The 21827-nt window shown below is 75.7% G+C and carries 21 protein-coding genes, 1 tRNA gene and 1 pseudogene; 4 read left to right on the top strand and 19 right to left on the bottom strand.

Translation table 11 applies throughout. The features are described 5' to 3' along the window. Positions 1 to 39: 39 nt before the first annotated feature. A complete protein-coding gene (locus VKZ81_RS01875) occupies positions 40 to 732 on the bottom strand; it encodes a creatininase family protein (protein WP_324239608.1) in 693 nt (230 codons plus the stop codon). A gap of 49 nt (positions 733 to 781) precedes the next feature. Between VKZ81_RS01875 and VKZ81_RS01870 the strand changes: the two genes are divergently transcribed. Further along, complete coding sequence (locus VKZ81_RS01870; protein WP_324239607.1) at positions 782 to 1408, top strand: GTP cyclohydrolase II; 627 nt, start codon at positions 782 to 784, stop codon at positions 1406 to 1408. A gap of 14 nt (positions 1409 to 1422) precedes the next feature. On the opposite strand, the gene VKZ81_RS01865 is transcribed toward VKZ81_RS01870, so the two are convergent. From VKZ81_RS01865 to VKZ81_RS01855, 3 genes are read right to left on the bottom strand one after another with little or no spacing between them, the layout of a single operon-like run. Beyond that, positions 1423 to 1641 (bottom strand): MmyB family transcriptional regulator, encoded by a 219-nt coding sequence (locus tag VKZ81_RS01865; RefSeq protein WP_324239606.1) that lies wholly within the window; start codon positions 1639 to 1641, stop codon positions 1423 to 1425. A gap of 43 nt (positions 1642 to 1684) precedes the next feature. Next, the gene (locus tag VKZ81_RS01860) at positions 1685 to 2077 is read right to left on the bottom strand and encodes a VOC family protein (RefSeq protein WP_324239654.1); all 393 of its coding nucleotides are present in this window, start codon (positions 2075 to 2077) and stop codon (positions 1685 to 1687) included. A 2-nt stretch (positions 2078 to 2079) separates the two neighbouring features. Then, positions 2080 to 2679: a dihydrofolate reductase family protein gene (locus VKZ81_RS01855; RefSeq protein ID WP_324239605.1), complete on the bottom strand. Its 600-nt coding sequence runs from the start codon at positions 2677 to 2679 to the stop codon at positions 2080 to 2082. 314 nt (positions 2680 to 2993) lie between these two features. Here VKZ81_RS01855 and VKZ81_RS01850 point away from each other — a divergent pair, with 314 nt between their 5' ends. Beyond that, positions 2994 to 3659, top strand: a complete 666-nt coding sequence (locus tag VKZ81_RS01850; protein WP_324239604.1) for a class I SAM-dependent methyltransferase — start codon at positions 2994 to 2996, stop codon at positions 3657 to 3659. 7 nt (positions 3660 to 3666) lie between these two features. Here the strand turns inward: VKZ81_RS01850 and VKZ81_RS01845 are convergent, their stop codons facing one another. Then, entirely contained in the window at positions 3667 to 3972 is a 306-nt protein-coding gene (locus VKZ81_RS01845) for a trypco2 family protein (protein WP_324239603.1), read from the bottom strand. A 329-nt stretch (positions 3973 to 4301) separates the two neighbouring features. Continuing rightward, positions 4302 to 8291: a trypsin-like peptidase domain-containing protein gene (locus VKZ81_RS01840; protein ID WP_324239602.1), complete on the bottom strand. Its 3990-nt coding sequence runs from the start codon at positions 8289 to 8291 to the stop codon at positions 4302 to 4304. A gap of 171 nt (positions 8292 to 8462) precedes the next feature. Between VKZ81_RS01840 and VKZ81_RS01835 the strand changes: the two genes are divergently transcribed. Then, a complete protein-coding gene (locus VKZ81_RS01835; protein ID WP_324239601.1) occupies positions 8463 to 9341 on the top strand; it encodes a class I SAM-dependent methyltransferase in 879 nt (292 codons plus the stop codon). A 254-nt stretch (positions 9342 to 9595) separates the two neighbouring features. Here the strand turns inward: VKZ81_RS01835 and VKZ81_RS01830 are convergent, their stop codons facing one another. From VKZ81_RS01830 to VKZ81_RS01820, 3 genes are all read right to left on the bottom strand, one after another. Beyond that, positions 9596 to 9754, bottom strand: coding sequence for a hypothetical protein (locus VKZ81_RS01830; RefSeq protein WP_324239600.1), 159 nt, complete (start codon positions 9752 to 9754; stop codon positions 9596 to 9598). 459 nt (positions 9755 to 10213) lie between these two features. Further along, a complete protein-coding gene (locus VKZ81_RS01825; RefSeq protein WP_324239599.1) occupies positions 10214 to 10960 on the bottom strand; it encodes an aminoglycoside 3'-phosphotransferase in 747 nt (248 codons plus the stop codon). 25 nt (positions 10961 to 10985) lie between these two features. After that, a complete protein-coding gene (locus VKZ81_RS01820) occupies positions 10986 to 11864 on the bottom strand; it encodes a serine/threonine dehydratase (RefSeq protein ID WP_324239598.1) in 879 nt (292 codons plus the stop codon). Positions 11865 to 11932: 68 nt separating this feature from the next. On the opposite strand from VKZ81_RS01820, the gene VKZ81_RS01815 reads away from it, so the two are divergent. Next, complete coding sequence (locus VKZ81_RS01815) at positions 11933 to 12811, top strand: LysR family transcriptional regulator (protein WP_324239597.1); 879 nt, start codon at positions 11933 to 11935, stop codon at positions 12809 to 12811. Positions 12812 to 12851: 40 nt separating this feature from the next. Here VKZ81_RS01815 and VKZ81_RS01810 read toward each other — a convergent pair whose 3' ends face one another. The 10 genes and pseudogenes from VKZ81_RS01810 to VKZ81_RS01765 all read right to left on the bottom strand — a co-directional run bounded on the left by VKZ81_RS01810 (position 12852) and on the right by VKZ81_RS01765 (position 21440). Further along, entirely contained in the window at positions 12852 to 13841 is a 990-nt protein-coding gene (locus VKZ81_RS01810) for a TIGR00269 family protein (RefSeq protein ID WP_324239596.1), read from the bottom strand. Between the two features lie 8 nt (positions 13842 to 13849). Beyond that, positions 13850 to 14044 carry a MoaD/ThiS family protein gene (locus VKZ81_RS01805; protein WP_324239595.1) on the bottom strand — a complete coding sequence of 65 codons (195 nt, stop codon included), beginning with the start codon at positions 14042 to 14044 and terminating at the stop codon, positions 13850 to 13852. 95 nt (positions 14045 to 14139) lie between these two features. Beyond that, the gene (locus tag VKZ81_RS01800; RefSeq protein WP_324239594.1) at positions 14140 to 14793 is read right to left on the bottom strand and encodes a response regulator transcription factor; all 654 of its coding nucleotides are present in this window, start codon (positions 14791 to 14793) and stop codon (positions 14140 to 14142) included. Further along, complete coding sequence (locus tag VKZ81_RS01795) at positions 14790 to 16154, bottom strand: sensor histidine kinase (RefSeq protein ID WP_324239593.1); 1365 nt, start codon at positions 16152 to 16154, stop codon at positions 14790 to 14792. Before VKZ81_RS01795 ends, VKZ81_RS01800 begins: the two co-directional genes overlap by 4 nt. Positions 16155 to 16166: 12 nt before the next feature. Further along, a complete protein-coding gene (locus VKZ81_RS01790) occupies positions 16167 to 18134 on the bottom strand; it encodes a serine hydrolase domain-containing protein (RefSeq protein ID WP_324239592.1) in 1968 nt (655 codons plus the stop codon). A 66-nt stretch (positions 18135 to 18200) separates the two neighbouring features. Continuing rightward, positions 18201 to 19499, bottom strand: a complete 1299-nt coding sequence (locus VKZ81_RS01785) for an RNA polymerase sigma factor (protein ID WP_324239591.1) — start codon at positions 19497 to 19499, stop codon at positions 18201 to 18203. Beyond that, positions 19472 to 19891, bottom strand: coding sequence for a YciI family protein (locus tag VKZ81_RS01780; RefSeq protein ID WP_324239590.1), 420 nt, complete (start codon positions 19889 to 19891; stop codon positions 19472 to 19474). Before VKZ81_RS01780 ends, VKZ81_RS01785 begins: the two co-directional genes overlap by 28 nt. A 103-nt stretch (positions 19892 to 19994) precedes the next feature. Continuing rightward, positions 19995 to 20617 (bottom strand): annotated as a pseudogene (locus VKZ81_RS01775) (maleylpyruvate isomerase N-terminal domain-containing protein). Between the two features lie 158 nt (positions 20618 to 20775). Further along, positions 20776 to 21237, bottom strand: coding sequence for a hypothetical protein (locus tag VKZ81_RS01770; protein WP_324239589.1), 462 nt, complete (start codon positions 21235 to 21237; stop codon positions 20776 to 20778). 139 nt (positions 21238 to 21376) lie between these two features. Continuing rightward, positions 21377 to 21440 (bottom strand) — tRNA-Arg (locus VKZ81_RS01765). Between the last annotated feature and the right edge of the window lie 387 nt (positions 21441 to 21827).

The following is a 21827-nucleotide window of genomic DNA, read 5'->3' as shown; positions in this document are numbered from 1 at the left end:
GCGGGGCCGTGCTCCTGCTGCGCCTGGCGAACAGGCGGGTCACAGGTGACCGGCGAACGAGCGCGCGAGGCTCGCGAGCACCGCGCGTCCCTTCTCCGCGGACGCCAGTGATGGACGGCCCACCACTCCCGACTCCGTGTACGCCTGCATCCCCCGCGACAGCAGGTACCGCCGGTCGTCGGCCACGTGGTCGGCTCGCTCGTACCCCGGCCTGACCACATCCGGGAACGCATGCAGGAGGATCGATGTCTCCAGCTCTCCGGCGTGCATGTCGGTCAGGCCGTTCGTGGTCAGGCCCGCCTCGGCGCGGGCGTCCTCCCAGTCGAGCTCGGTGGGGAACAGGGCCATGCGTCCGGGGTCGAGGCTCGCCTCCTGCACGACGTTGCCGAGGACGTAGTTGCCGCCATGGCCGTTGACCAGCACCAGCGTGCGGGCGCCCGCGCGCTGGACGGAATCCGCGACGTCGCGCACGATCGCGGCGAGCGTGGTCGCCGAGATGCTGACCGTGCCCGCCCAGGCCGCGTGCTCGTGGGAACAGGAGATCGTGATCGGTGGCAGCCTGAGAACCGGGTAACGGGACGCGAGCTCGGCCGCTATCGCACTCGCGACGAGGGTGTCCGTCGTGAGCGGCAGGTAGGGGCCGTGCTGTTCGAAGCTGCCGACGGGCAGCAGCGCGACGGTGGCGCCGCCGTCGCGGGCGTCGAGCGTGGTGTCGGCCGGGAGGAGGTCCATCGCGGTGGACCTTCTCACGGTTCGTGACAGGGGACGAGAGGGGCAGCTCATGGAGGACAGGCGCGACGGCGAACTCACCGAGGTCGCGGAGTCGGACCTGGTGACGCGGCGGGGCCCGTTCCGCGCCGTCGCCTTCCGCGACCCGTACGACGGGAACGAGCACCTCGCCCTCGTCCGCGGTGAACCGCGCGGCAAGAAGGACGTGCTGGTCCGGGTGCACTCGGAGTGCCTCACCGGCGACGTGTTCGGCGCGCTGCGCTGCGAGTGCGGGGCGCAGCTGCAGTCGGCGGTCGACGCCATCGCGGACGCGGGCTGCGGGGTGCTCGTCTACCTGCGCGGCCACGAGGGCCGCGGGATCGGGCTCGTCGCGAAGGTCCGCACCCACGTGCTGCAGGACGAGCAGGGGCTCGACACCGTCGACTCGGCCACCGCGCTGGGCCTGCCGGTGGACGTCCGCGACTTCGGTCCGGCGGCGCGCGTGCTGCACCACCTCGGCGTCGAGTCGGTGCGGCTGCTGTCCAACAACGAGGACAAGGTGCTGGCGCTCACCGGCAACGGCATCAAGGTCACCGGGCGCGTCCCGCTGCTGGAGCCGGTGGACGAGCACAACATCCGCTACCTCACCGCGAAGCGCGACCGGCTCGGCCACGACCTGCCGCACCTCGAGGCGCGCTGACCCACCGGGGTCGGTCAGCCGCGGTGGTCCACCGGCAGCCGCAGCGCCGCCTCCGACGGCCTGCCGGGCGCCGCGGTGCGCGTGAGCAGGCGCCGGCCGGAGTCGTCGGGCAGGTGAAGCGCCTCGAACCGCAGCTCGAGCTCCCGCACCCGTTCAGCGCCGAGGACGACGCCCGCGCCCGGCTGCCAACGCTGCGCGCGATCGTGGCCGCAGACCGGCACAACCTCGGCCACCTGCGCGACTTCCGGATCGCGCCCACCGTCCGCGGGTGGCGGTTCAGCCGGTGGCGAAGTCGCCCGCCCGCCACGGCATCTCCTGCAGCACCCACGTGTTGCCGTCCGGGTCGTCGAACGGGACGTACCTGACGCCGCGGTCGTGCTCGTCGATCCCGCCGACGGGCACGCCGCGGCGGGCGAGCTCATCGCGCGCTGCGGCCGCGTCGGCGACGACCAGGTGCAGGCCGCGCAGCGAACCGGGCACCTGGTCGGCGAGCGCCGGCAGGCCGGTTGACAGCACGATCGAGCAGGCCGAGCCAGGCGGGGTCAGCTGGCAGATCCGGACCCCGTCGGCGGGCCGCACATCGACGTCGACGGTGAACCCGGCGTTCACGTAGAACTCCTTGGCGCGGTCGACGTCGGCGACCGGCACCGGGACGAGCTCCAGCAGCATCTTCACGGCGTTTCCCTCCGGATGCGGTAGTGCAGGTGGGTCACGCGGTCGCCCTGGACGGCCTCGGGGTTCTCCAGCAGCTGCGCGGCGCCGGTGAAATCGCCGAAGTAGCGCACGCCGGCACCGAGCAGCACCGGCACCAGGTCGATGCGCAACTCGTCCACCAGCCCGGCGGCGAGGGCCTGCCCGGTGAGGTCGCCCGCGGTGAGCGACACGACGCGCTCGCCCGCCACCGCCTGCGCCCTCGCGATGGCGCTCTCCACCCCGTCGGTGACGAACGTGAACGGGGCGTCCGGGTGCGTGTCGACCCACGCGGTGGGCACCCGGTGGGTCACGACGAACGCCGCGTCCCCGACCGGCGGGACCCCTCCCCACCCGTCGGTGATGTCGAACAGGCGCCTGCCGACGACGCCGGGGCCGACGTCGCGCCACGCCGAGCGCAGGTACTCCGCGCTGGCCGCCGAGACGCGGTAGGTCCGCTCGTTGTCGCGGAACTCGACCTCGCCGTTGAAGTACCAGTCGAACAGCGGCCCCACCCCGCCGGACGGGTCGGCGATGAACCCGTCCAACGACATCGTGGCCTGCACGACGACCCTGCCCATGGCTGCTCCTCCCGTCGGGTGCCGACCAGCCTGCGCGCACCGGGGCGTCGGGGGCATCCGTGGCGACCACCCGGGCACCACGTGGTCCACCCGGGCGGTGTGCGTGTCGGGGGCAGGGGCCGGGGCCTCTGTGCTTCAGGAATGTGGGCTTCAGGAATGTGGCTTTCCTGAAGCGCAGCTTCGTGAATGTGGCTTTCCTGAAGCGCAGGTGCCGCCTGGGGCCTGCCGCCGGCCGCGGGAGGCGGGGGCGCGAGGTGGGCGGGCGGAGCGGGTACCCCGCTAGCCTCGGCGCCGAGGCGAGGGAGGTGGCGACGATGACGCCGGCGGCGTACGACCGGATCGCGGACTGGTACGAGACCGAGTTCGTGCCCCGCAACTCGGCGGACGATCCGCTGGGCGTCGACCGCTCCCTGCGCGACCTGCTCGGGACCGGGGACGGGATCTGCCTCGAGATCGGCTGCGGCACCGGGGTGCACGCGGCGAGCGTGCGGGTGCTCGGCTGGACGCCGGTCGGCGTCGACGTCTCGGCGGGCATGCTGCGGTACGCGCGCGGCAGGCTCGCGTGCGCCCGCGCCGACGCGGAGCGCCTGCCGGTGCCGGACGGGGCCGTGGACGCGGTGATCGCGATGATGGTCCACACCGACATGCCCGGCTACCCGGCCGTGCTCCGCGAGGTCGCGCGGGTGCTGCGGCCGGGTGGGGTGTTCGTGCACGTGGGCGTGCACCCGTGCTTCTGCGGCGGGTTCGCCGACCGCACCGACCCGGAGGCCGTGGTGATCCGCCCCGGGTACCTCGAGCGCCACTGGACGCGCGAGTCCTGGACCGACCGGGGCCTCCGGGACAAGATCGGCGCCACCCACTTCCCGCTCGCCGAGCTGCTCAACGCCGTGCTCGACGCGGGCCTGGTGCCGGAGCGGTTCGCCGAGAGCGGCGGGCCGGCCCCGATGGTGCTCTCGATGCGGGCCCGCGTCCCGGGCTGAGCCGCGGCTACCGCTCGTTCGGCGCCTCGGCGCCCGCGATCAGCGGTGACCGCCCGGGCCGGGATGCGTGCCGGGGCTCGAGTGTCAGCTTGATCCGCTGCGTGGACGTGGACTCGAAACGCGTCTCGGTACCCATCTCGAGCACCCAGAACTTCGCTTTCGCGCCCGGTTTGGCCTCTTTGTCGACGCCCACGGTGAGCTCGACCTCGACCGGGCCGAGTTCGAAACGCAACTGTTCGTTCTCCCCGGCCCGCATCGCGTCCGCGAGCTCGGTGCGGAGTTGCGCGATGACTTCCGAGAGCGCCAACGGCATTTCGGCTCCTCGCTGTGATCAGGACGTGCCGAGGCGCAGGATCCCACCCGCCCGGCCGGGTCGCCCGACCCGGTGTCGGGATGGCGGTCCACCTGTCACAGCGGATAACCCATCCCCACGCGGGATCGGGGTGGCCGGCCGGGAGAGCGGGTCACCTCGGTGGAGCTCGACCGGCCCATGGGATCGCCGACGCGTCCCGCGATCGCGGCGCATGGCCAGTTGCGAAGCTCGTGCACGGTGCACCCCCTCTCCATCCGGTCGCCGTGCGGTTTGCGATCAGGGTAGCGAGGGCCGCTTCCGGTGTCTCTTAAAGGATTCCGAATTCCACATCAAGTCCGGCGGCTCACGATCCAGTCGACGAGGGCGTCGAACGCCTCCCAGTCGAGCCGGGCGACGGCGGGGACGGCCTCGATCCAGCCGTCGGTCGCGAGCAGCTCCACGACGAGGCGGGTGACCCGGAGCCGGCGGGGGTCGGCCGGGTCGCCCGCGCCCGCGAGGACCGTCGCGGCGGCCACCGCGTACCGCCCGGCCGCCGCCCAGCCGCCCTCCGGGCCCGGGATGTCCCCGAGCAGCTCCTCGGCGCGCCCGAGCCGCGACCAGGCGCGGTCCGGGTCCCCATCGGCCGTGGCGAGCGCGGCGAGCGCCCGCACCCGCGCCGCCGGGGCGACGATCGGGCGCGCGACAGCCTCGGCCCGCCCGACCTGCCTCGCCGCGGCGTACACCTCCACCACGCGGGTGCGGGCCCGGTCCTGCCGCACGGGGTCGGCGACGCGGCGGAGCTCCGCCTCCGCGCGCCGGGCGAGCACGGCGGCGCCCACGTCGTCGTCGGACGCGGAGAGCGTGACCGACAGGTGCGCGAACGCGCGGGCGCGCTGACCCGGGTCCGCGACGTCCTCGACCACCTGCGACGTCGCCGCGCTCCGCAGCCGCCGCGCGTCCTCGGTCGCACCCGCGGTGTGCAGGGCCGTCGACAGCCGCAGGAACGCGACCACCCGCGTGTAGCCGTCGCCGGGCGGGCGCTCGAGCACCGCGGCCGCCGTGGTGGCGGCCTCGTCCCGGCGGCCGGCCGCGGCCTGCGCCTCGCAGATGTCGACGAGCGCCCACGACCGGTGCTCCGGCTCGTCGAGCGCCTCCGCCAGCCGGACGGCGTCGTCGATCGCGCCGTACGTGGCGAGCGCGCAGGCCACGCGGGTGAGGGCGTCGGCCCTGGCCGCGGGGTCGCTCATCTGCTCGGCCACCTCGACGGCCGCCGGGAGGGCGTCGATCGCCACCAGGCCGTCGATCACGCGCGAGCACATCGCCGTGAGGCGCTCCGGGTCGGCCGTGCGCCGGGCCACGCCCTCCGCTTCCGCGGCGCGGGCCGCGGCTCGTCGGTGGTCGCCCGCGGCCGCGAACGCCGCGGCGACGTCGGTGAGCGCCTGCATCCGCCGGCGCGCCCCCGCCGCCCGGTGCACGACCGCGTCGGCGCGCCGCGCGTCGCCCCGCCGCGCGGCCCGTTCGGCGATCGCGGCGAGCGCGCCCGCCGCGCGGTCGGCGTCGGCCACCTGGTCCAGCAACGCCTCCGACCGCGCGGTGCCGCCCGCGGCGGCGTGCGCGACGGCGAGCCGGGCGAGCGCCCAGTCGCGGCCGTCCGCGTGGATCCCGGTCGCGACGATCCGTTCGGCCTCATCGAGCAGTGCCGCCGTCACCTCGGGGTCGCGCTCCGCGACCCTGCCGACGAGCGCGACCAGCTCGCCCAGCGCCTTACCGGAGTCGGCGGCTGCGCGCGCGGTCTCCCGCAGCGCGCCGAGGTGCCGTTGGACGGCCTGCTCGTCGCCGCGGAGGACGTCGTCGCGGAGCATGGCGGCGAGCACCGGCAGCCGCGCCCCCGGCCTGCGGATGCCCGCGGCGACCTCCTCGGCACGCCCGATCTCGCCCGCCGCGGAGAGCGCCTTCGCCAGCTCGGCACGCACCCGGGTGCGGGCGCCGCCGCGCGCGGTCCCGGCGACGACCGCCTCGGCCGGCTCGACCTCGCCCACCGCCACCGCGGCCGCGACGACGGCGGGCCGGTTGCGGGTGTCCTGCGGCGACGACACGAGCTCCTGCACGATCGCGCGGGCCCGCTGCGGGTGCTTGTCGGCGATCGCGGCGGCCACGCGGGCGAGCGCCCCCACCCGGCGGTTCGGCGTGCACCACCGGCGTGCCCACCGCTCGGCCCGCGCCGGGTCGCGGGCGGCCGCCGCCGCGGCCATGCCGGCGACGACGGCGTCGCGCCGGTCCCGGTCCGGCACGCCGAGCGCGAGCGCCTCGGCGTCGTCGAGGTGGCCCGCCTCGGCCGCGGCGAGGGCCGCCGCCGCGAGCGCGGCCCGCCGCTTGCGTTTCGGCAGGCCCCGCGCGAGCGCGGCGGCCCGCTCGCCCCGGCCGAGCGCCGCCCAGACCGCGGGCAGCCGCACGGGCACGTGTCGGTTGCGGCCGGCCAGCTCCTCGCGGCGCAGCGCCAGCAGCACGGCGGTCACCAGGTCGGGTGTCGGTTGCCGCGCCCCGACCAGCTGGGTGAGCGCGATCTCGCCGAGCGCGGCGCCGTCGCCACCGGTCACCTCCAGCAGCCGTTCGTGGCGCGCCGGGTCGGTGGCGAGGTCGGCGAGGCGGACCGCGTCGTCGGCGGCGGCCAGGACCCGCGGGTAGTCGTGGAGCAGGTAGGCGGGCGTGCCGGGCGGCCAGCCGCGCCGCTTGTGGTCCTCGGCCCACGCGTGCAGCCGGGTGCGGTACCGGTCGAGCCGCGGCCCCAGCTCGCGCTCGGCCGCCTCGCGCAGCTCGCGGTGCGCGAGGGCGTAGCCGGGGACGGCGGTCGCGGACCGCCGCGTCCGGACGGCGATGCTGCGCCCGAACGCGCCGGACAGCAGGTCGGCCACCTCGGACAGGGACGCGCCGGTGAGCTCGGCCAGGTCGTCGCGGGTCAGCCCGCCGCCGGAGGCGGCGAGCAGCCCGATCAGCTCCTCGGGCAGGGAACCGGCGCGCAGCCGGTCGGCGAGCTCCTGCCGGGCGAACCCCTCGACCTCGCGCGCGTGGGGGGAGACCGACAGCGCGCGGCGGGGGCAGCGGTGCAGCGGGTGGTCGCCCGGCACGTCGAGCGGGAGCGGCCGGTTCGGCCTGCTGGTGACCAGCACCGTGGTCCCGGCCGGCGGGTGCCGGGGGAGGAGGGCGGCGATGCTCGGCTTCCCGGCCGCCGGGCCGGTGTCCTCGTCGATCCCGTCGACGACGAGGACCAGCCTGCGCCCGCCTGCCCGGCACCGGCGCGCCGCGGCGTCGAGCAGGGCGAGCAGGTCGCGGGGGCCGCCCGGCGCGGAGCGCCCGCGGTCGTGGCGCGGCGAAGCCGGCGCGAGCTGCTCGCCGACCGCGTCGAGGAAGGCGTCGCGGTCGGTGCTCCCGGTGCGGCCCGCGCCGACGAAGAACGAGACCACGTCGACGTCCGGGGGCGGGTGGGCGGCGAACCACGCCATGAGGGCCGTCTTGCCCGCCCACGGCGGCCCCTCCCACCACCCGTACGGCTCGGCGTAGGCCGCGAGCTCCGCGAGCTCCTCGTCCCGGTCGAGCAGGCGCTCCGGGGCGATGTCGAGCACCTGCAGCAGGGCGGGCGGCGGCGCCGCACGGTCCGGCGCTGTGACGTCGGGCAGCCCGGATGCGGGCAGCCCGAGCAGGTGTCGCAGCCGCTGCCCCGCGGGTCCGTCGGACAGGGCGGTGATCCGGGCCGCCGCGAGCCGGCCCAGGCCGTCGGAGCGGTGGTGGTCGGTGATCACTCCGATGACGCGCAGGCCCGCCCACACGGCCGCCCCGGACATGCCCTCCCACGGCGAGACCACCGGGTCCGGGTCGTGCTCGGGCGGGCGGACCGTCACCTCCAGGCGCCCCGAGCGCCGGTTCGACAGCGGCGCGACCGTGCCCACCGCCTGGTGCGAGTCGCGGTAGGCGCCGAGGGACGGGTCGGCGTAGTCCTTCAGCTTGAACCGCGGGAACCCCACCGCCTGCACGGCGACCTCGTCGGGGCCGTCGCCGACGAAGCCGTAAGCGGTGTCGGGCACGGTGTCCGGGGCGTCGACGAGCACGGCCGCGAGGTCCGCCTCGGGGTCGGCCAGGACCTCGGCCGCCCGGAGGGTCCGTTCCTGCGGGGTGTCGGCGGCGAACCGCACGTCGACTTCCCCGGCGCCGGCCACGACGTGGGCGGCGGTGAGGACGACGCGGCTGCGCACCCGGTAGCCGGAGCCCCGCCTACCCGCGCCGTCGCGACTCGTGACGATGACCTCGGCCACCCGGTGCGGATCGATTCCCGGCTCCGCTCTCACGGCCGTGATCCCCCCTCGGAACAGCCCGCAACCTACCCGTCACGGCCGGTCGGGGGAATGCGTGAACCCGGTCGGCAGCGCTGAACCCGGGCGAACGGCGCACAACCGGGCCCGACACCGGCCCGGAAGCCGGTGGCCGAACCGGGGCGTCGGCGCCTACGGTCGCGCGTCGTGATCTACGAGCACCCGTTGGCCTACCTGATCGGGATCGAGGGGACCGCCCTGCTGCGCGCGTTCGTCGGCGAGCACGACCGCGAGTTCGTCGACGCCCGCATCGCCGAGGTCCGGCGGCTGCTCGCCGACGAGTCCCTCGCCGACGCGGCGGTGACCGTCGAGCGGCTCGATGCCGTCGACGGCTACCGGATCTGGTCGGCCACCTACGACGCGGGCCACAACCCCGCCTTCGACTTCGACCGGCCGGTCGCCGAGGAGATCGTGGCCGCGTTGCCCGCGGGCGACGCGGTGGACGCGGCGTGCGGCACGGGCCGGTTCGCGGCGCTGCTGGCCGCGCGCGGGCACCGGGTGATCGGCGTGGACAGCTCGCCGGAGATGCTCGCGAAGGCCCGCGGGAACGTCCCGGACGGCGAGTTCCGGGAGGGCCACCTCGGTGCGCTGCCGGTGGCCGACGCGTCGGTCGACCTCGTGACCTGCGGGCTCGCGCTCACCCACGTCCCGGATCTCCGCCCCGCCTTCGCGGAGTTCGCGCGCGTGCTGCGGCCCGGTGGCCACCTGGTCACCTCCGACATCCACCCCGAGCGCGTCGCCCGCGGTGCCGTCCCGACCGTGCGCGACCAGGACGGGCGGCCCGGCCGGCTGCCGGGCCACCGCCACCTCGTGGGCGACTACCTGCGCGCCGCGCTCGCCGTGGGCTTGCAGCCGCGCCGCTGCGAGGAGCCCGTCGCCGAGCCGCCGGCTCCCGCGCCGCCCGCGACCGAACCGGGGCCGTGGGAGGCGTGGCCGTGGTCGCTCGCGGCGATGGTGCCGGAGGCGACGGCGGCCGCGGAGGCCGGCAGCCCGGTGGAGCTCATCTGGCACTTCCAGCGGGCGTGAGCTCGGGGTGGAGGGCGGGCAGCTCGCGCGACGGCGCGCCGCGGACGGTGCGGCTGAGCTCGTCGGCGACGACCTCCGGCGCGCCGTCGCCGACGCCGTCGAGCGCGAGCCCCGATCACCGCCGGGTGGCTCTCGACCACGTCCACCCGGGCGACCACGTCGGTGTCCAGGTAGCCGACGTGCCGCGCCGTCGTCGTGATGCCCTGCGGCGCCGGCTCGAGGCGCACCGCGTCGGTCATCGCCCACCCGGCCGCCTACGCCGGGCTGCCGGAGCCGGCAGAGGGGAGCCAGGACAGGACCGACAGCACGTTGAGCACCGCCCCGCCGCCGTTCGCCTCGATGACCGGCGCGAACGCCCGGACCGTGCCCAGCGTGCCGGCGTGGGTGGAGAACCCGCCGTCGTTGACGAGCACGGTCGCCTCGCCCGCCGCCGTGGCGGCCGCGGCCGCCGAGTCCGGTGCATGGCGCTGTCGCGGCAGTCGTGCTCGATCGCGCGCTCGCCGGAGGCTCGGCGAACGCTGGACGTTCCTGATCCTGCGCGAGGCGCCGTGGGACACCTCCCGCTTCGCCGACCTCCGCGCCCGGCTCGGCGTGGCGCCCGACACCCTCTCCAACCCCTACCGGGTGCCCGGCGCGCGGCAGCTACCACCTCAGGCCCGCGTCGCGCGAGCTGCGGGTCGTGCCCCGGGCGCCGCAGCAGGGGGTGACGAGCACCGCCCGTACGAGCCGGGGCCCACGGTCGTGCGCCGCACGGCCGACGGCCGCCCGGTGCACGTCGAGTCCGTCGACGACTCCGCCCCGCGAGGTGCCGCTGGCGGAGGTCCGGTTCGTCCGGACGTCGACCTACCCGGCCGCGGCCGGGTGACGGTGCGTCACGTCGCGTCCCAGAGCCGCCGGTAGTAGGCGATCCGCACCGGGTCGGGCGCGATCCCGTAGCCGGCGTGGACCGCGTCCTCGTGGCCCGGCCCGAAGTTCCACTCCGTGCTCCACGCCGCCACGGCGAGGTCGGCCCAGCGGTCGGCGACGCCGAGCGAGCCGAGGTCGACGTGCGCGGCGAACGTGCCGTCGTCGTGCAGGAGCGTGTTCGGGGCGCACGCGTCGCCGTGGCAGACCACGAGCCGGTCGATCGGCGGCGGAGCGAGGAGATCCGGGTCGCAGCAGCCCTTGCGGGCGAGCCGGTGCTCGACGCCCCAGTCGAACGGGCACTCGTCGACGGGGAGCGCGTCGTGGAGCAGGCGCAGGCCGCGCCCGATCGCGGCGGCCGCGGTCGCCGGCTCGGCGACCCACCGCGGGTCCACCGCCGAGCGGCCGGGCACGGCCTCGGTGACCAGCCAGGACCCGTCCGCGTCCCGGCCCTGCTCGAGCACCCGCGGCACCGGCACCCGCCCGTGGGCCCACGCCAGCCGCGCCGCCTCGCCCTCGAGGTCGATCCCCGGCCTGCCGGCGGCGATCCACTTCGCGTAGCGGACGCGGCCGTCCGCGCCGTCGAGGCGGAAGGTGACCCCGCCCAGCTCGTTGCGCCACACCGGGACGATCTCGTCGCCGCCCGCCAGGCGGGCGACGGCGGCGGGGACGGGGACCGGCTCGACCGGGGGGCCGGAGATGGCGCGTGGGGTCACCCCGCCATGATCGTCGAGGCCTCCGTCAGGAGTTCGCCCCGCACAGCACGAGGCACGCGAGCTCACCGGGGACCCGCCCGGCGAGCCAGGCCGCGAACGGCGCGGCGGCGGCGGGCTCGACCCGCAGCCGGAACTCCTCCCACAGCCGCTCCTGCGCCGCGAGGATCTCGGCGTCGGTCACGAGCACCGGCACCGCGCCCGCGGCGCGCAGCACCGCGAACGGCACCTCGCCGATCCGGGTGGCGCCGAGGGCGGAGGCGGCCACCGAGTCGACCTCCACGTCCACCGGCGCGCCGGCGTCGAGCGCCGCGTGCACCGCCCGGCAGCCGGTCGGCTCGACGGTCACCACCGTGCGGCCCCCTGCGGCCAGCGCGGCACCCGCGGCCAGCCCACCGCCGCCCGCCGCGAGCACGACGGCGTCGACGTCCGGGTGCTCCGCGACGGCCTCGGCGGTGACCGTGCCCTGCCCGGCGACGACGACGGGGTCGTCGTAGGCGTGCACGTAGGTGCCGGCCTCGGCGCGGGCGGCGGCCGCCGCCTCGGCGTAGGTCTCGCCGTGGCGGATCAGCTTCGCCCCGGTCGCCTCGATCCGCGTCGCCTTGCTCTCCGGCACGGTGCGCGGCACGTAGACCACGGCGGGGAGGCCGAGCACGGCCGCCGCGGTGGCGACGGCGAGCCCGTGGTTGCCGCCCGACGCCGTGACGACCCGTTCCGGAGCCCGCGCCGACAGCAGCGCGTTCACCGCGCCGCGGAGCTTGAACGAGCCGCTGCGCTGCAGGTGCTCGAGCTTGAGCACCAGCGGCCTGCCGTCGACCTCGGTGCGCAGGGTCGGGGTGCGCCGTACGTGCGGGGCCACGCGGGCCGCGGCCGCGGCGACGTCGGCTGCCGTCGGGAGTGGCGTCATGAGCCGAGGATGCTCCTTCGCGATCTTAAGCTGTAGTTCCATCTGCTGAACGACCATTAGGAACGCTGATGGCACTCGACGCCGACCGGCTCCGCGTGCTCGTCGAGGTCGCCCACGCCGGGTCGATCGCGGCGGCCGCGGCGCGGTTGGGGTTCACGCCGTCGGCGGTGTCGCAGCAGCTCGCGAAACTGGAGCGGGAAGTCGGCGCACCGCTCGTCGAGCGGGGCCGGGCGGGCACCCGGCTGACCGGGCCGGGACGGGTGCTGCTGGAGCACGGCGAGCGGGTGCTCGGCGAGCTGCGCGCCGCCGAGCAGGCCGTGCGCGCGGCCGCGGGCGCAGGGCCCCAGCGGATCGCCGTCGGGGCGTTCTCGACCGCGGCCCGCACGCTGCTGCCGCGGGCGCTCGCCGCCCTGAAACGGGAGCGGCCCGGGATCCGGATCTCCCTGGTCGACATCGAGCCACCCGACGGGTACGGGCTGGTCGCCGCCCGGGAGCTGGACCTGCTCCTCACGCACCGGTACCCGGGCGTGTCCCTGCCGCCCGCGCGCGGCCTGCGGCGCAGGCTCCTCCTGCGGGACCCGCTGCGCCTGGTGCTGCCGCGCGACCACCGGCTCGCATCCGCCCCGGAGATCGCGCTCGCCGACCTCGCCGACGAGGACTGGGTGTCCGGGGCGCCCGGGATGCCGAACCGGATCTGCCTGGAGAGCCTCGGCCCGTTGCACGTCGCCTACGAGACGCGGGACTACGAGGTCACCCTCGCGCTCGTCGCGGCGGGGTTGGGCGTGTCCTTCGTGCCGGCGAGCCTGGTGGTGGGGCACCCGGGGGTGGTCCTGCGGGACCTGCGCGGGCGCTCCCCGGTCCGCGAGGTCCACGTCGTGCACCCGCCCCGGCCGTCGGCGCCCGCGGTCGAGCTCCTGGAACGCCTGCGCCCCGAAGAGGTCCGCTGACGCGGCGCGGCCCGCTCGGCCGAGTAGGGGGCCGCTCGGCTCAGGGGCGCAGGCTCACCCGTGGGTCGACCTCGCCGCCCCCGGTCCGCGCCGGCCGGGTGCCGCGCCGGGTCGTGCGCCGCCGACGCGGTGGTCGCGTGGCCTGGTCGCGCAGCCGGCAGAACGCGCACACGTGCGCGGTCGTCGGCGAACCGCAGCGGGAGCAGGTGCCGACGGCCTCGCGTTCCCGCGCGGCCAGGTCGTCCAGCAGCGGCATCAGCCGCTCGGAGAACCCGTTGAGGAAGGCCGCCTTCGCCCCTGGGGACCGCTCCTCCAGCGAGTTGAGCAGCTCCTTGTAGACGAGGTGGCGGTTGCCGGCGGCGAGCGGGCACTCCTCGACGATGTAGTCGATGCGCCGGATGACGCAGTAGGCCGCCGTCTCGCGTTCGGTCAGCCTGATCAGGGGCTTGACCCGGCGGGCGAACCCCGGCGACTCGGGCAGGGCCGGGCGCTGCCGGGCCAGGTACGGCAGGTTCCAGGTCACGGTGTTCCCGAACAGCACCGCGGCCTCGTCGTCGAGGTTGTGCCCGGTGACGAGCACGTCGAAGCCGTGTTCGAGCGCGACCTCGTTGAGCAGGTGCCGTTTGGACAGGCCGCACGCCGAGCACGGGATGCGTCGCGTCGCGGCCGCCTGCGGGATCGTGAAGCCGGCCTCGTCGGCCAGATCGACCTCGAGGAGCCGGGCCCCGCGCCGTTCGGCGAACGCCCGCGCGCACGCGCCGGAGCGGTCGCTGTAGCCACCGATGCCCAGGCCCAGGTACACGCCGTCCGCCTGGTACCCCAGGTCCAGCAGCAGATCCCACACGGCCAGGGAGTCCTTGCCCCCGGAGACCGCGACCAGCACCCGCTCACCGGGGCGGATCATGCGGTGCTCGCTGATCGCCCGGCTCACCTGCTCCCGGCAGCGCTGCACGAAGCAGCCGGGGCAGTAGGCGGCACGGGCGTGCCGCACCTCGACGGCGGCCTGTTGCTCGCAACGATGGCACTTCACCGCGTCGCTCAGCCTCCCGAGATCACCGGCCGCGCCTCGACGGTGTCGCCCTCCTCGAGGAGGGCGTCGCCCGTGACGAGCTCGTCGCCACGGATGAGGAGCACGGACTCGCGGTTGAGCCCGAGCTGCTTGCACAGGTCACTCGCCCGCAGCGGACCTGGGATCTCGACCTCGCGCCTCGGGTTGTGGAGCTGGATCTTCATCGTCGTCGACCTCGGGGCGTCTCGCAGACCGACGCCCCCAGTCTAGGAAGCCCGCCCAACTCCTGGCGGCGCTCGTGGCCGGGCACGCCGGGTCCCTACGCCGCCATCCCGTTGCGGTAGGCCCAGACCACGAGCTGCAGCCGGTCCCGCACGCCGAGCTTGGCCATCGCCCGCGTGAGGTGGGACTTCACCGTGGTCGTCTCGATCACGAGCTCGCGGGCGATCTCGGCGTTGGACATGCCCTGCGCGAGGAGCCGGACGATGTCGGTCTCGCGCGCGGTGAGCTGCTCCGCCTCGGCGACGGGCGCCCGGGCGGGCTTGCGCCGGGCGAACTCGGCGATCACCCGCCGCGTGACGGCCTGGTCGACGAGGCCCTGCCCGCGGGCGAGCCGCCGGACGGCGTCGACGAGGTCGTCGGGCTCGGAGTCCTTCAGCACGAAGCCGCTGGCCCCGGCCTCCAGGGCGCCGAAGACGTACTCGTCGAGGTCGAACGTGGTCACCACGAGCACGGCGGGCCCGGACCCGTTCGGGTCGCCCGCGGTGATCTCGCGGGTGGCGGCGAGCCCGTCCCCACCGGGCATCCGCACGTCCATGCACACGACGTCGGGGGACAGGTCGCGGGCGAGCCGCACGGCCGACGGGCCGTCGCCGCACTCGCCGACGACCTCGATGCCGCCCGCGAGCTCGAGGATGACGCGGAACCCGGCCCGGACCACGGACTGGTCGTCGGCCAGCACGACTCTGATCACGGCGCCAGTGTCGGACCACGCCCGTCGGCCCCCGCGCGCGGGGACGCGGTCTGCTGTTCCAGCGACAGCGACACGCGCCACCCGCCCGACGGCGCCGGCCCCGCTTCAAACGCCGCCCCGATCAGCTGGGCCCGCTCCCGCATCCCGGCCAGGCCGAACCCGCGCCCGGGGCGTCGGCCGTCCCCGTCCGGGCGGGAGCCGACCGCGGAGTTCTCGACCTCGAGGACGACCGCGGACCCGTCGCGGCGCAGCACGACCCGCGCCGACGCGCCGGGGGCGTGCTCGCGGACGTTGGCGAGCGCCTCCTGGGCGACCCGGTAGAAGCTCACGTCGGCGATCGGCGGGAGGGCGGGCAGCCCGTCGTCGCGCACCAGCTCGACGGGGGTTCCGAGGTCGCGCGCCGCCTGCACGAGGCGGTCGAGGACGGCGAGGCCGGGGACGGGCGCCCCGCCCTCGCCCAGCTCGCCGTCGTCGCCGTGCGCGGGCCCGCGCAGGGCGCCGACGACGAGGCGCAGGTTGTGCAGCGTCTCCTTGCCCTGCGCCCTGATCCAGGCCGCCGCCTCCTTCGCCGCCTGCGGGTCGCGGTCGATGAGCCGCTCGACCACCGCCGACTGCACGACCATCCCCGACAGGTGGTGCGCGGCGATGTCGTGCAGTTCGCGGGCCATCCGGGAGCGCTCCTGCCCGATGGCGGCGTCGGCCCTGGCCCGCTGCGCCTCGACCGCCTCCGCGGCGCGCACCCGCACCAGCTCGACGTACTGCCTGCGGGTGGCGATGTAGGCGCCGAGCAGCGCGCCGCCGGCGTAGGTCAGCGCCCCGGACAGCAGCTGCCCGGCGACCGGCGTGACGACCGACCCCACCTGCTCGCTCCCCACGCCGAGCCGGACGGCGGTCGCGACCAGGAGCCCGACGCTCTCGGCGGCCACGGCGCAGGCGACGACCCGGGTCGCCCGGCGGGCGGGCAGCAGCGCGCCGCAGCCGTACGCGGCGATCACCGGGGCGACGCCGCGCACCGCCGCGACGGGTGGCAGCGCGGCGAACAGCGCGATCTGCAGCGCCGCGACGAGCCCGATGCACAGCACCGGCCGGCGGCGCCGGATGCACAGCACGAGCGTCTGGGCGCCCGTCCCGACGAGCGCCGCCGTCAGCTGGGGCGGTTCGAGGGAGAGCCCGGCGGCCTGCCCCTGGTCGGCGAACAACAGCAGCAGCACCAGCCCGGTCTCGACGAGGCACAGCGCCACGGCCAGCGCGCAGTCCCGCCGCAGCGGGGTGGTCAGGCCCACGGCCGTGAGCCGGGCGTCGGCCCGGGCCGCGAACCGGTCGGGCCAACCGGGCGGCGGGTCGGGCGCCAGCGGGGTCATCCGGGTCACCAGTCAGTAGGACACGTCGGGCGCGAGGAGGCCGTAGGCCTGCGCGAACCAGGCGGTTCCCGCCAGCGCCAGCAGCACGCACACGCTACCGATCACCCGCAGCGCGCCCGCGCGGTGCCGGATCGTGCCGACGAGCAGGGCCGCCGCCGGGACCAGGCCGAGCAGCGCCACCCACTGGGCCGCCTGCAGGGCGCGCAGCAGCGCGACCGGCACGTCCTGCAGGCCCGCGATGGTGACGACGACCGCCGCCCAGCCCGCGAGCGCGAACACCGCCGCGGCCACCGCGACCCGGGTCGGCGTGCGCGCGAGCCGGTTCACCGGCGGGGGCGGCGGGACCCGGTAGCGGCGGCGGACGATCGCGCCGATCGGCCAGGCCAGCAGCGCGAGGAGCAGCACGGCCGCCGAGCCGATGAGCACCGGCAGCACGATGCGCGCGTCGCGGTCGGGCTGGGCGCGCAGGAGCGTGAACGCCGACTCGAACCCGATGGCCCCGACCCGGTCGCCGTCGGGGCGCATCGCGATCCTCCGCTCACCCCCGACCTCCTGCCAGACCCACGGCTCGACCTCCCGGTACACGGCCGGGTCCAGGTCGCCGGGGGCGGGCGAGATCAGCACCGTCCCGTCCGGGCGCGCGGCGACCGTGGTCTGGCCGAGCAGCCCCAGCGTGCGCAGGAACGTGCTGAACGGGGCCCGCGCGCTCTCGTAGCTGCCCTCGGCCATCGCGGCGTGGCCCGCGGCCGTGGGTGCCGTCGGCGGCTCGGGCGCGGTCGACGGGAAGTACCGGTCGGCGAAGCCCTCCAGCAGCGAGCGCCGCAGCGTGAGGGTCTCCACCGCGGTGGTGCCGGTGCCGTTGAGCGTGACGAACACGCCGGTCCGCTCGTCCGGGAAGAGCTGCAGGTGCGAGTGGAAGTAGTTGGTGTCCCCGCCGTGGCCGAGGATGCGCAGCCCGCCCCGGCTCTCGTCGAACAGGCCGAGCGCCATGCGAGGGCCGGCGGCCAGCGTGCCGAGCGCGGCCGCGTCGAGCCCGGGCCGCCACATCGTCGCGCGCGTGTCGGGCGAGAGCAGGTCGTGCTCGGGACCGAGCTCGCCCAGCTGCGCCAGCATGAACCGCGCCATGTCCGTCGCCGTGGCCGACAGCGCGCCCGCGGGGGCGGTCCCGACCACCTCGAAGGGCTCGGGCGGGCTCGAGCTGGACGCGTACCCGCGGGCCAGCCGGTCGGCGAGCTCCGCCGGAAGCGGCTGCGCGAACGTCGACGACGTCATGCCGGCCCGCCGGATCACGTTCTGTTCGACGTAGGCGTCGAACGGCACGCCGCTCACGCGCTCGACGACGTAGCCGGCGAGCGCGTAGCCGTAGTTCGAGTACGCGGGCACGGTGCCCGGCGCGAACACCTGCTCCGGCGGGTCGACGGCCACGGTCTCGCGCAGGTCGGGGCCCGGCCCGTCGAGCGCGATCAGGCCTTTGATCCGCTCCTCGAACCCGGCCGTGTGCGTGAGCAGGTGGCGCATCGTGACGGGTTGCGCGAACGCGCGGGGCAGCGGGAAGTCGAGGTAACGCTCGACGTCGGCGTCCAGGTCGATCCGGCCCTGCTCCACCAGCTGCATGACGGCGGTCGCCACGAACACCTTGGAGATCGACCCGACGCGGAACAGCGTCCGGTCCGGGTCGACGGGCCGCGGCTCGCCCCCGTCGGAGCCCGTGTCGGCCCAGCCGTAGCCGCGGGCGGTGAGGACCTGCCCGTCGTGCACGACCGCGACCGCGGCGCCGGGGATCCCGGACCGTTCGAGCGCGGCGGGTACCAGCCCGTCCAACCAGGTGTCGACGTCCGCCGCGGTGAGCTCCGCGGTGCGCGGGGCGGGGACGTCCGGTGCGGGAGCGGTGGTGGCCGCGGCGCCGCACCCGGTGGTGAGCACCCCGACGGCGCACGCCGCGGCGAACGCCGCGAGCACGCGCGAGGCCTTCGAAGTCATGCCCCGAGCCTGTCCCGCACGGGCCCCGCGCACATCCGGCGCGGGTACCCAGTCGCGCTTGCGACCTCAGGAGGAGGCGGTCCGACCTTCGAGCAGCGCCTCCCGCTTGCGCTCCAGCAGCTCCCGCTCCTTCGCGTTCCCGCACAGCTCCGCGGCGCGCGCCAGCTCCGCCCGCGCCTGGTCGACGCGGCCGAGGCGGGCGAGCAGCTCCCCGCGCACGCCCGGCAGGAGGTGGGAGCGGGCGAGCGCGCCCCCGGCAGCCAGGTCGTCGACGATGCGCAGCCCCGCGGCCGGGCCCTCGACCATCGAGACCGCGACGGCGCGGTTGAGCTCGACGACGGGGGACGGCGCGATGCGGGCGAGCGCGTCGTAGAGCAGGACGATGCGCTCCCAGTCCGTCTCGGCGACCGACGGCGCCGTGGCGTGGCACTCGGCGATGGCGGCCTGCAGCCCGTAGGCGCCGAGCCCGCGCCCGACCCGCTCGGCGCGGGCGAGCGCCGCCCGCCCGCGGCGGATGGCGGCCCGGTCCCACCGGCGGCGGTCCTGCTGCTCGAGCAGCACCACCTCGCCGTTCGGGCCGGTGCGGGCCGGGAACCGCGCCGCGGTGAGCTCCACGAGCGCGAGCAGGCCGAGGACCTCCGGCTCGTCCGGCATGAGGCGGGCGAGGATCCGCGCCAGCCGGATCGCCTCGTGGGCGAGGTCGGTGCGGATCAGCTCCGGCCCGGACGTCGCGGTCGAACCCTCCGTGAAGATCACGTAGACGACGCTGAGCACCGAACCCAGCCGCTCGCGCCGCTCGTGCGGCGGCGGCACCTCGAAGCGCACCCGCGCCGCGGCGATGGTCTTCTTCGCGCGGGTGATCCGCGCCTGCACCGTGGCCGTCGGCACGAGGAAGGCCCGCGCGATCTCGTCGCTGGTGAGGCCGCCGATCACCCGCAGCGTCAGCGCCACCTGCGCCTCGCGGGAGAGCACCGGGTGGCAGGCGGTGAACGCCAGCGCCAGCACGTCGTCGTCGATCTGGTCGGGATCGCGGAGCAGGTCGGCGTCGGACGCCGGTCCCGCCTCGGCGAGCTCGCGGGCGAGCGCGGCGTACCGGTCGTCGAGCGCGGCGCGGCGGCGGAACCCGTCGATGGCGCGGCGGCGGCCCACGGTGAGCAGCCAGCCCGCCGGGTTCTGCGGGACGCCGTCGCGCGGCCACGTGACGAGCGCCTCCGCCAGCGCCTCCTGGGCGAGGTCCTCGGCGAGCGCGAATTCGCCGGTGTAGCGGGCGAGGGCGCCGACGATCCGGGCGGACTCGATCCGCCACACCGCCTCGACGGCGCCCCGCCCGCTGCCGCTCACAGCTGGCCGGTGGCCTCCCGCCACGCCCGCTCCTTCTGGATCCACTCGTTGTCCTGCGGGAACTCGTCGATGCTGGCCACCCGGCGGATCTCGGTCTTCATCCCGGGACCGCTCATCGGCACCCGCTTGGCCCACTCGACAGCCTCCTCCTTGGAGGCGACGTCGAGGATCCAGAACCCGCCGAACAGCTCCTTGGTCTCGCCGTACGGCCCGTCGGTCACCACGGGCGGGTCCGCCGAGTAGTCGACCACCACGCCGTCCTTGGCGTCGTCGAGCCCCTCGGCGGCGACGAGGACGCCGGCCTGGATCAGCTCGTGGTTGAACCGGCCCATCTTCTCGATGGCCGTCTCGAAGTCGATCTCGGCGAACGCGGCGTAGCTCTCGTCGGTCGCGCGCATGATCAGCATGTACTTCACGGTCGTTCCCCTCGCCGTCGGCGGGCCCCGTGCGGACCCTCTCACCTTCGAGGTCGAACGGGAGCGGCCGGGATCGACACGGGCCGGGAGAATTTCCTCCGGCTCAGGTCAGGACGAGCGGGAGCGCCGCCGCCCGCGCGCCGAGCGCGTTCCGCTCGGCCTCGGTCGCGGCCCGTCGCCCCGTGCCGACCCGCAGCGCGTCGGCGTCGGAGAAGGTCGCGGGGAACGGGGCTCCGGCGAGCGCATCCGGCGTCGACCGGGAGTGGGCGAGCGCGTCGGGGCGGGGCCCGCCACCCCCGGCAAGTGCGTGACCAGGTCGAGGTGGTGCAGCGTCCACTCCAGCACGTACGCGGACAGGTAGTCGCCGACGGTGAGCACCTGGTCCTTCGTGGCGACCCGGCAGGCGGGGTCGGCGAGCCGTGCGGCGCGCCCGGCCGCGGACCCCACGTCGTCCAGGCGGAACACGAGCAGCTCCGGCTCCCCGTACGCGGCGGCGAGGCGCACGGTCAGCGCGGAGAGCGGGTCGTCGCCCGCCGGGGTGTCGACGACCTCCCAGCAGGTCACCGCGTCGCGGGTGGGCTCGGCGTCGGTGGGGGTGGCGAGGGTGATCAGGACGTCCTGGGCGTCGATGACGAGGTGGCACACCAGGTCCCGCACGAGCCAGCCCGCGCAGCCCGACGGCCGCTCGAAGGCCTCGTCCGACAGCCCGGCCACCGCCTGCCGCAGCGCGTCCCGCGGGTCGACCAGCAGCGGGGCGAGCCCGCTTCAGGAAAGCCACATTCACATACCTGGGCTTCATGAATGTGGCTTTCCTGAACGTCGGCCTCCAGCCGGAGACGGCGCCGGACCCGGGCGCATGCCCGGCTCGACCACCGCCGCGTCGACTACGCCTTCCCGGTGTCGCCCCTGCCGCAGATGCCACCGTCGAGGCACATCTGCAGGTAGTAGATGCGGCCTTCTGGGACGTAGACGTGCCCGTGCGTGCCGCTGCTCCCGGAGGCATCTCGGAGCTTGCCGAACGACTTGCCGTCCGATCCGCGGACGTAGACGGTGACGCCTTTGCCGTCCCGGTACTCGTCCCAGACCTCGAGGAGTTCAGGCTCGCTGTTCGCGGCGAAGTGCGCAAACCCCCTCACGGCGTACTGCCCGGGGAAGCTGCACGTCATCTCCATGGTCGAGCTGTTCGGATACCTGGTTTCGCACGTGAGCTTCTCCTGCGCGCCCGCCGACGCCGGCGTCATCAGCGTCAGCACGGCCGCCGCAGCGGTCGCAGCAGCCACCCTCACCGCGGGCACACCCCGTCCCATCGTCGATCCCCCCGACTTCGTCCGATCGAGCGTCTTCACAAGATCGAGCGGCGGAGTGTAGTGGCAAACCGCCGCATGCGATCAAGAAGCGGGACCGCCGACGTCGCCACCGGACACGACGAAATCGGCCCCTCGCCTGGGTGTGGTCCAGGTGAGGGGCCGCTCTCGTGGTCTGCGCTGGTGCCCCCGGCAGGATTCGAACCTGCGCTCCCGCCTCCGGAGGGCTGGGCTCACGAGCTGGCAAGAGCGCCTGTGACCAGGCCATTCCCGGCGTGGGTGCGTGCCGCAGTCCGGACTTCAGCACGTATTCAGCACGGGTGTCCCTCCAAACCCCCGAACGGATGGGAAGGCGCGTCGTCGGAACACGGCGGCTGACACGCCCCCACGGGGTAGCGGATCAGTCGCGCAGAGCGACTACAGGGGTGTGAGGCCGATAACCGACCTTCGACGAAGCGAGCTGCGGGCGACCCCGCGCTCGCCGGCAGCGCGTAAAGCGAGCATTGGACGAGCTGGAGAAAGCTGGACTCGTCTCGTTGGGTTCTCATCGGACAAAGTATGAGAAGTTCGAGCTGCTCCGCGAGGATGGATCTGGTCGCAAGTATCGCATACCTGGCGAGAGTGCGGTGGAC

It is taken from the genome of Pseudonocardia sp., from assembly GCF_035305885.1.
Taxonomy (GTDB): Bacteria; Actinomycetota; Actinomycetes; order Mycobacteriales; family Pseudonocardiaceae; genus Pseudonocardia.
This window is presented reverse-complemented; position numbering and strand designations above follow the sequence as displayed.

Coding starts and splice junctions, on each gene's coding strand:
- VKZ81_RS01875 (WP_324239608.1), bottom strand. CDS start 732: ATGGACCTCCTCCCGGCCGACACCACGCTCGACGCCCGCGACGGCGGC.
- VKZ81_RS01870 (WP_324239607.1), top strand. CDS start 782: ATGGAGGACAGGCGCGACGGCGAACTCACCGAGGTCGCGGAGTCGGAC.
- VKZ81_RS01860 (WP_324239654.1), bottom strand. CDS start 2,077: ATGCTGCTGGAGCTCGTCCCGGTGCCGGTCGCCGACGTCGACCGCGCC.
- VKZ81_RS01855 (WP_324239605.1), bottom strand. CDS start 2,679: ATGGGCAGGGTCGTCGTGCAGGCCACGATGTCGTTGGACGGGTTCATC.
- VKZ81_RS01850 (WP_324239604.1), top strand. CDS start 2,994: ATGACGCCGGCGGCGTACGACCGGATCGCGGACTGGTACGAGACCGAG.
- VKZ81_RS01845 (WP_324239603.1), bottom strand. CDS start 3,972: ATGCCGTTGGCGCTCTCGGAAGTCATCGCGCAACTCCGCACCGAGCTC.
- VKZ81_RS01820 (WP_324239598.1), bottom strand. CDS start 11,864: ATGACGCCACTCCCGACGGCAGCCGACGTCGCCGCGGCCGCGGCCCGC.
- VKZ81_RS01815 (WP_324239597.1), top strand. CDS start 11,933: ATGGCACTCGACGCCGACCGGCTCCGCGTGCTCGTCGAGGTCGCCCAC.
- VKZ81_RS01805 (WP_324239595.1), bottom strand. CDS start 14,044: ATGAAGATCCAGCTCCACAACCCGAGGCGCGAGGTCGAGATCCCAGGT.
- VKZ81_RS01795 (WP_324239593.1), bottom strand. CDS start 16,154: ATGACCCCGCTGGCGCCCGACCCGCCGCCCGGTTGGCCCGACCGGTTC.
- VKZ81_RS01790 (WP_324239592.1), bottom strand. CDS start 18,134: ATGACTTCGAAGGCCTCGCGCGTGCTCGCGGCGTTCGCCGCGGCGTGC.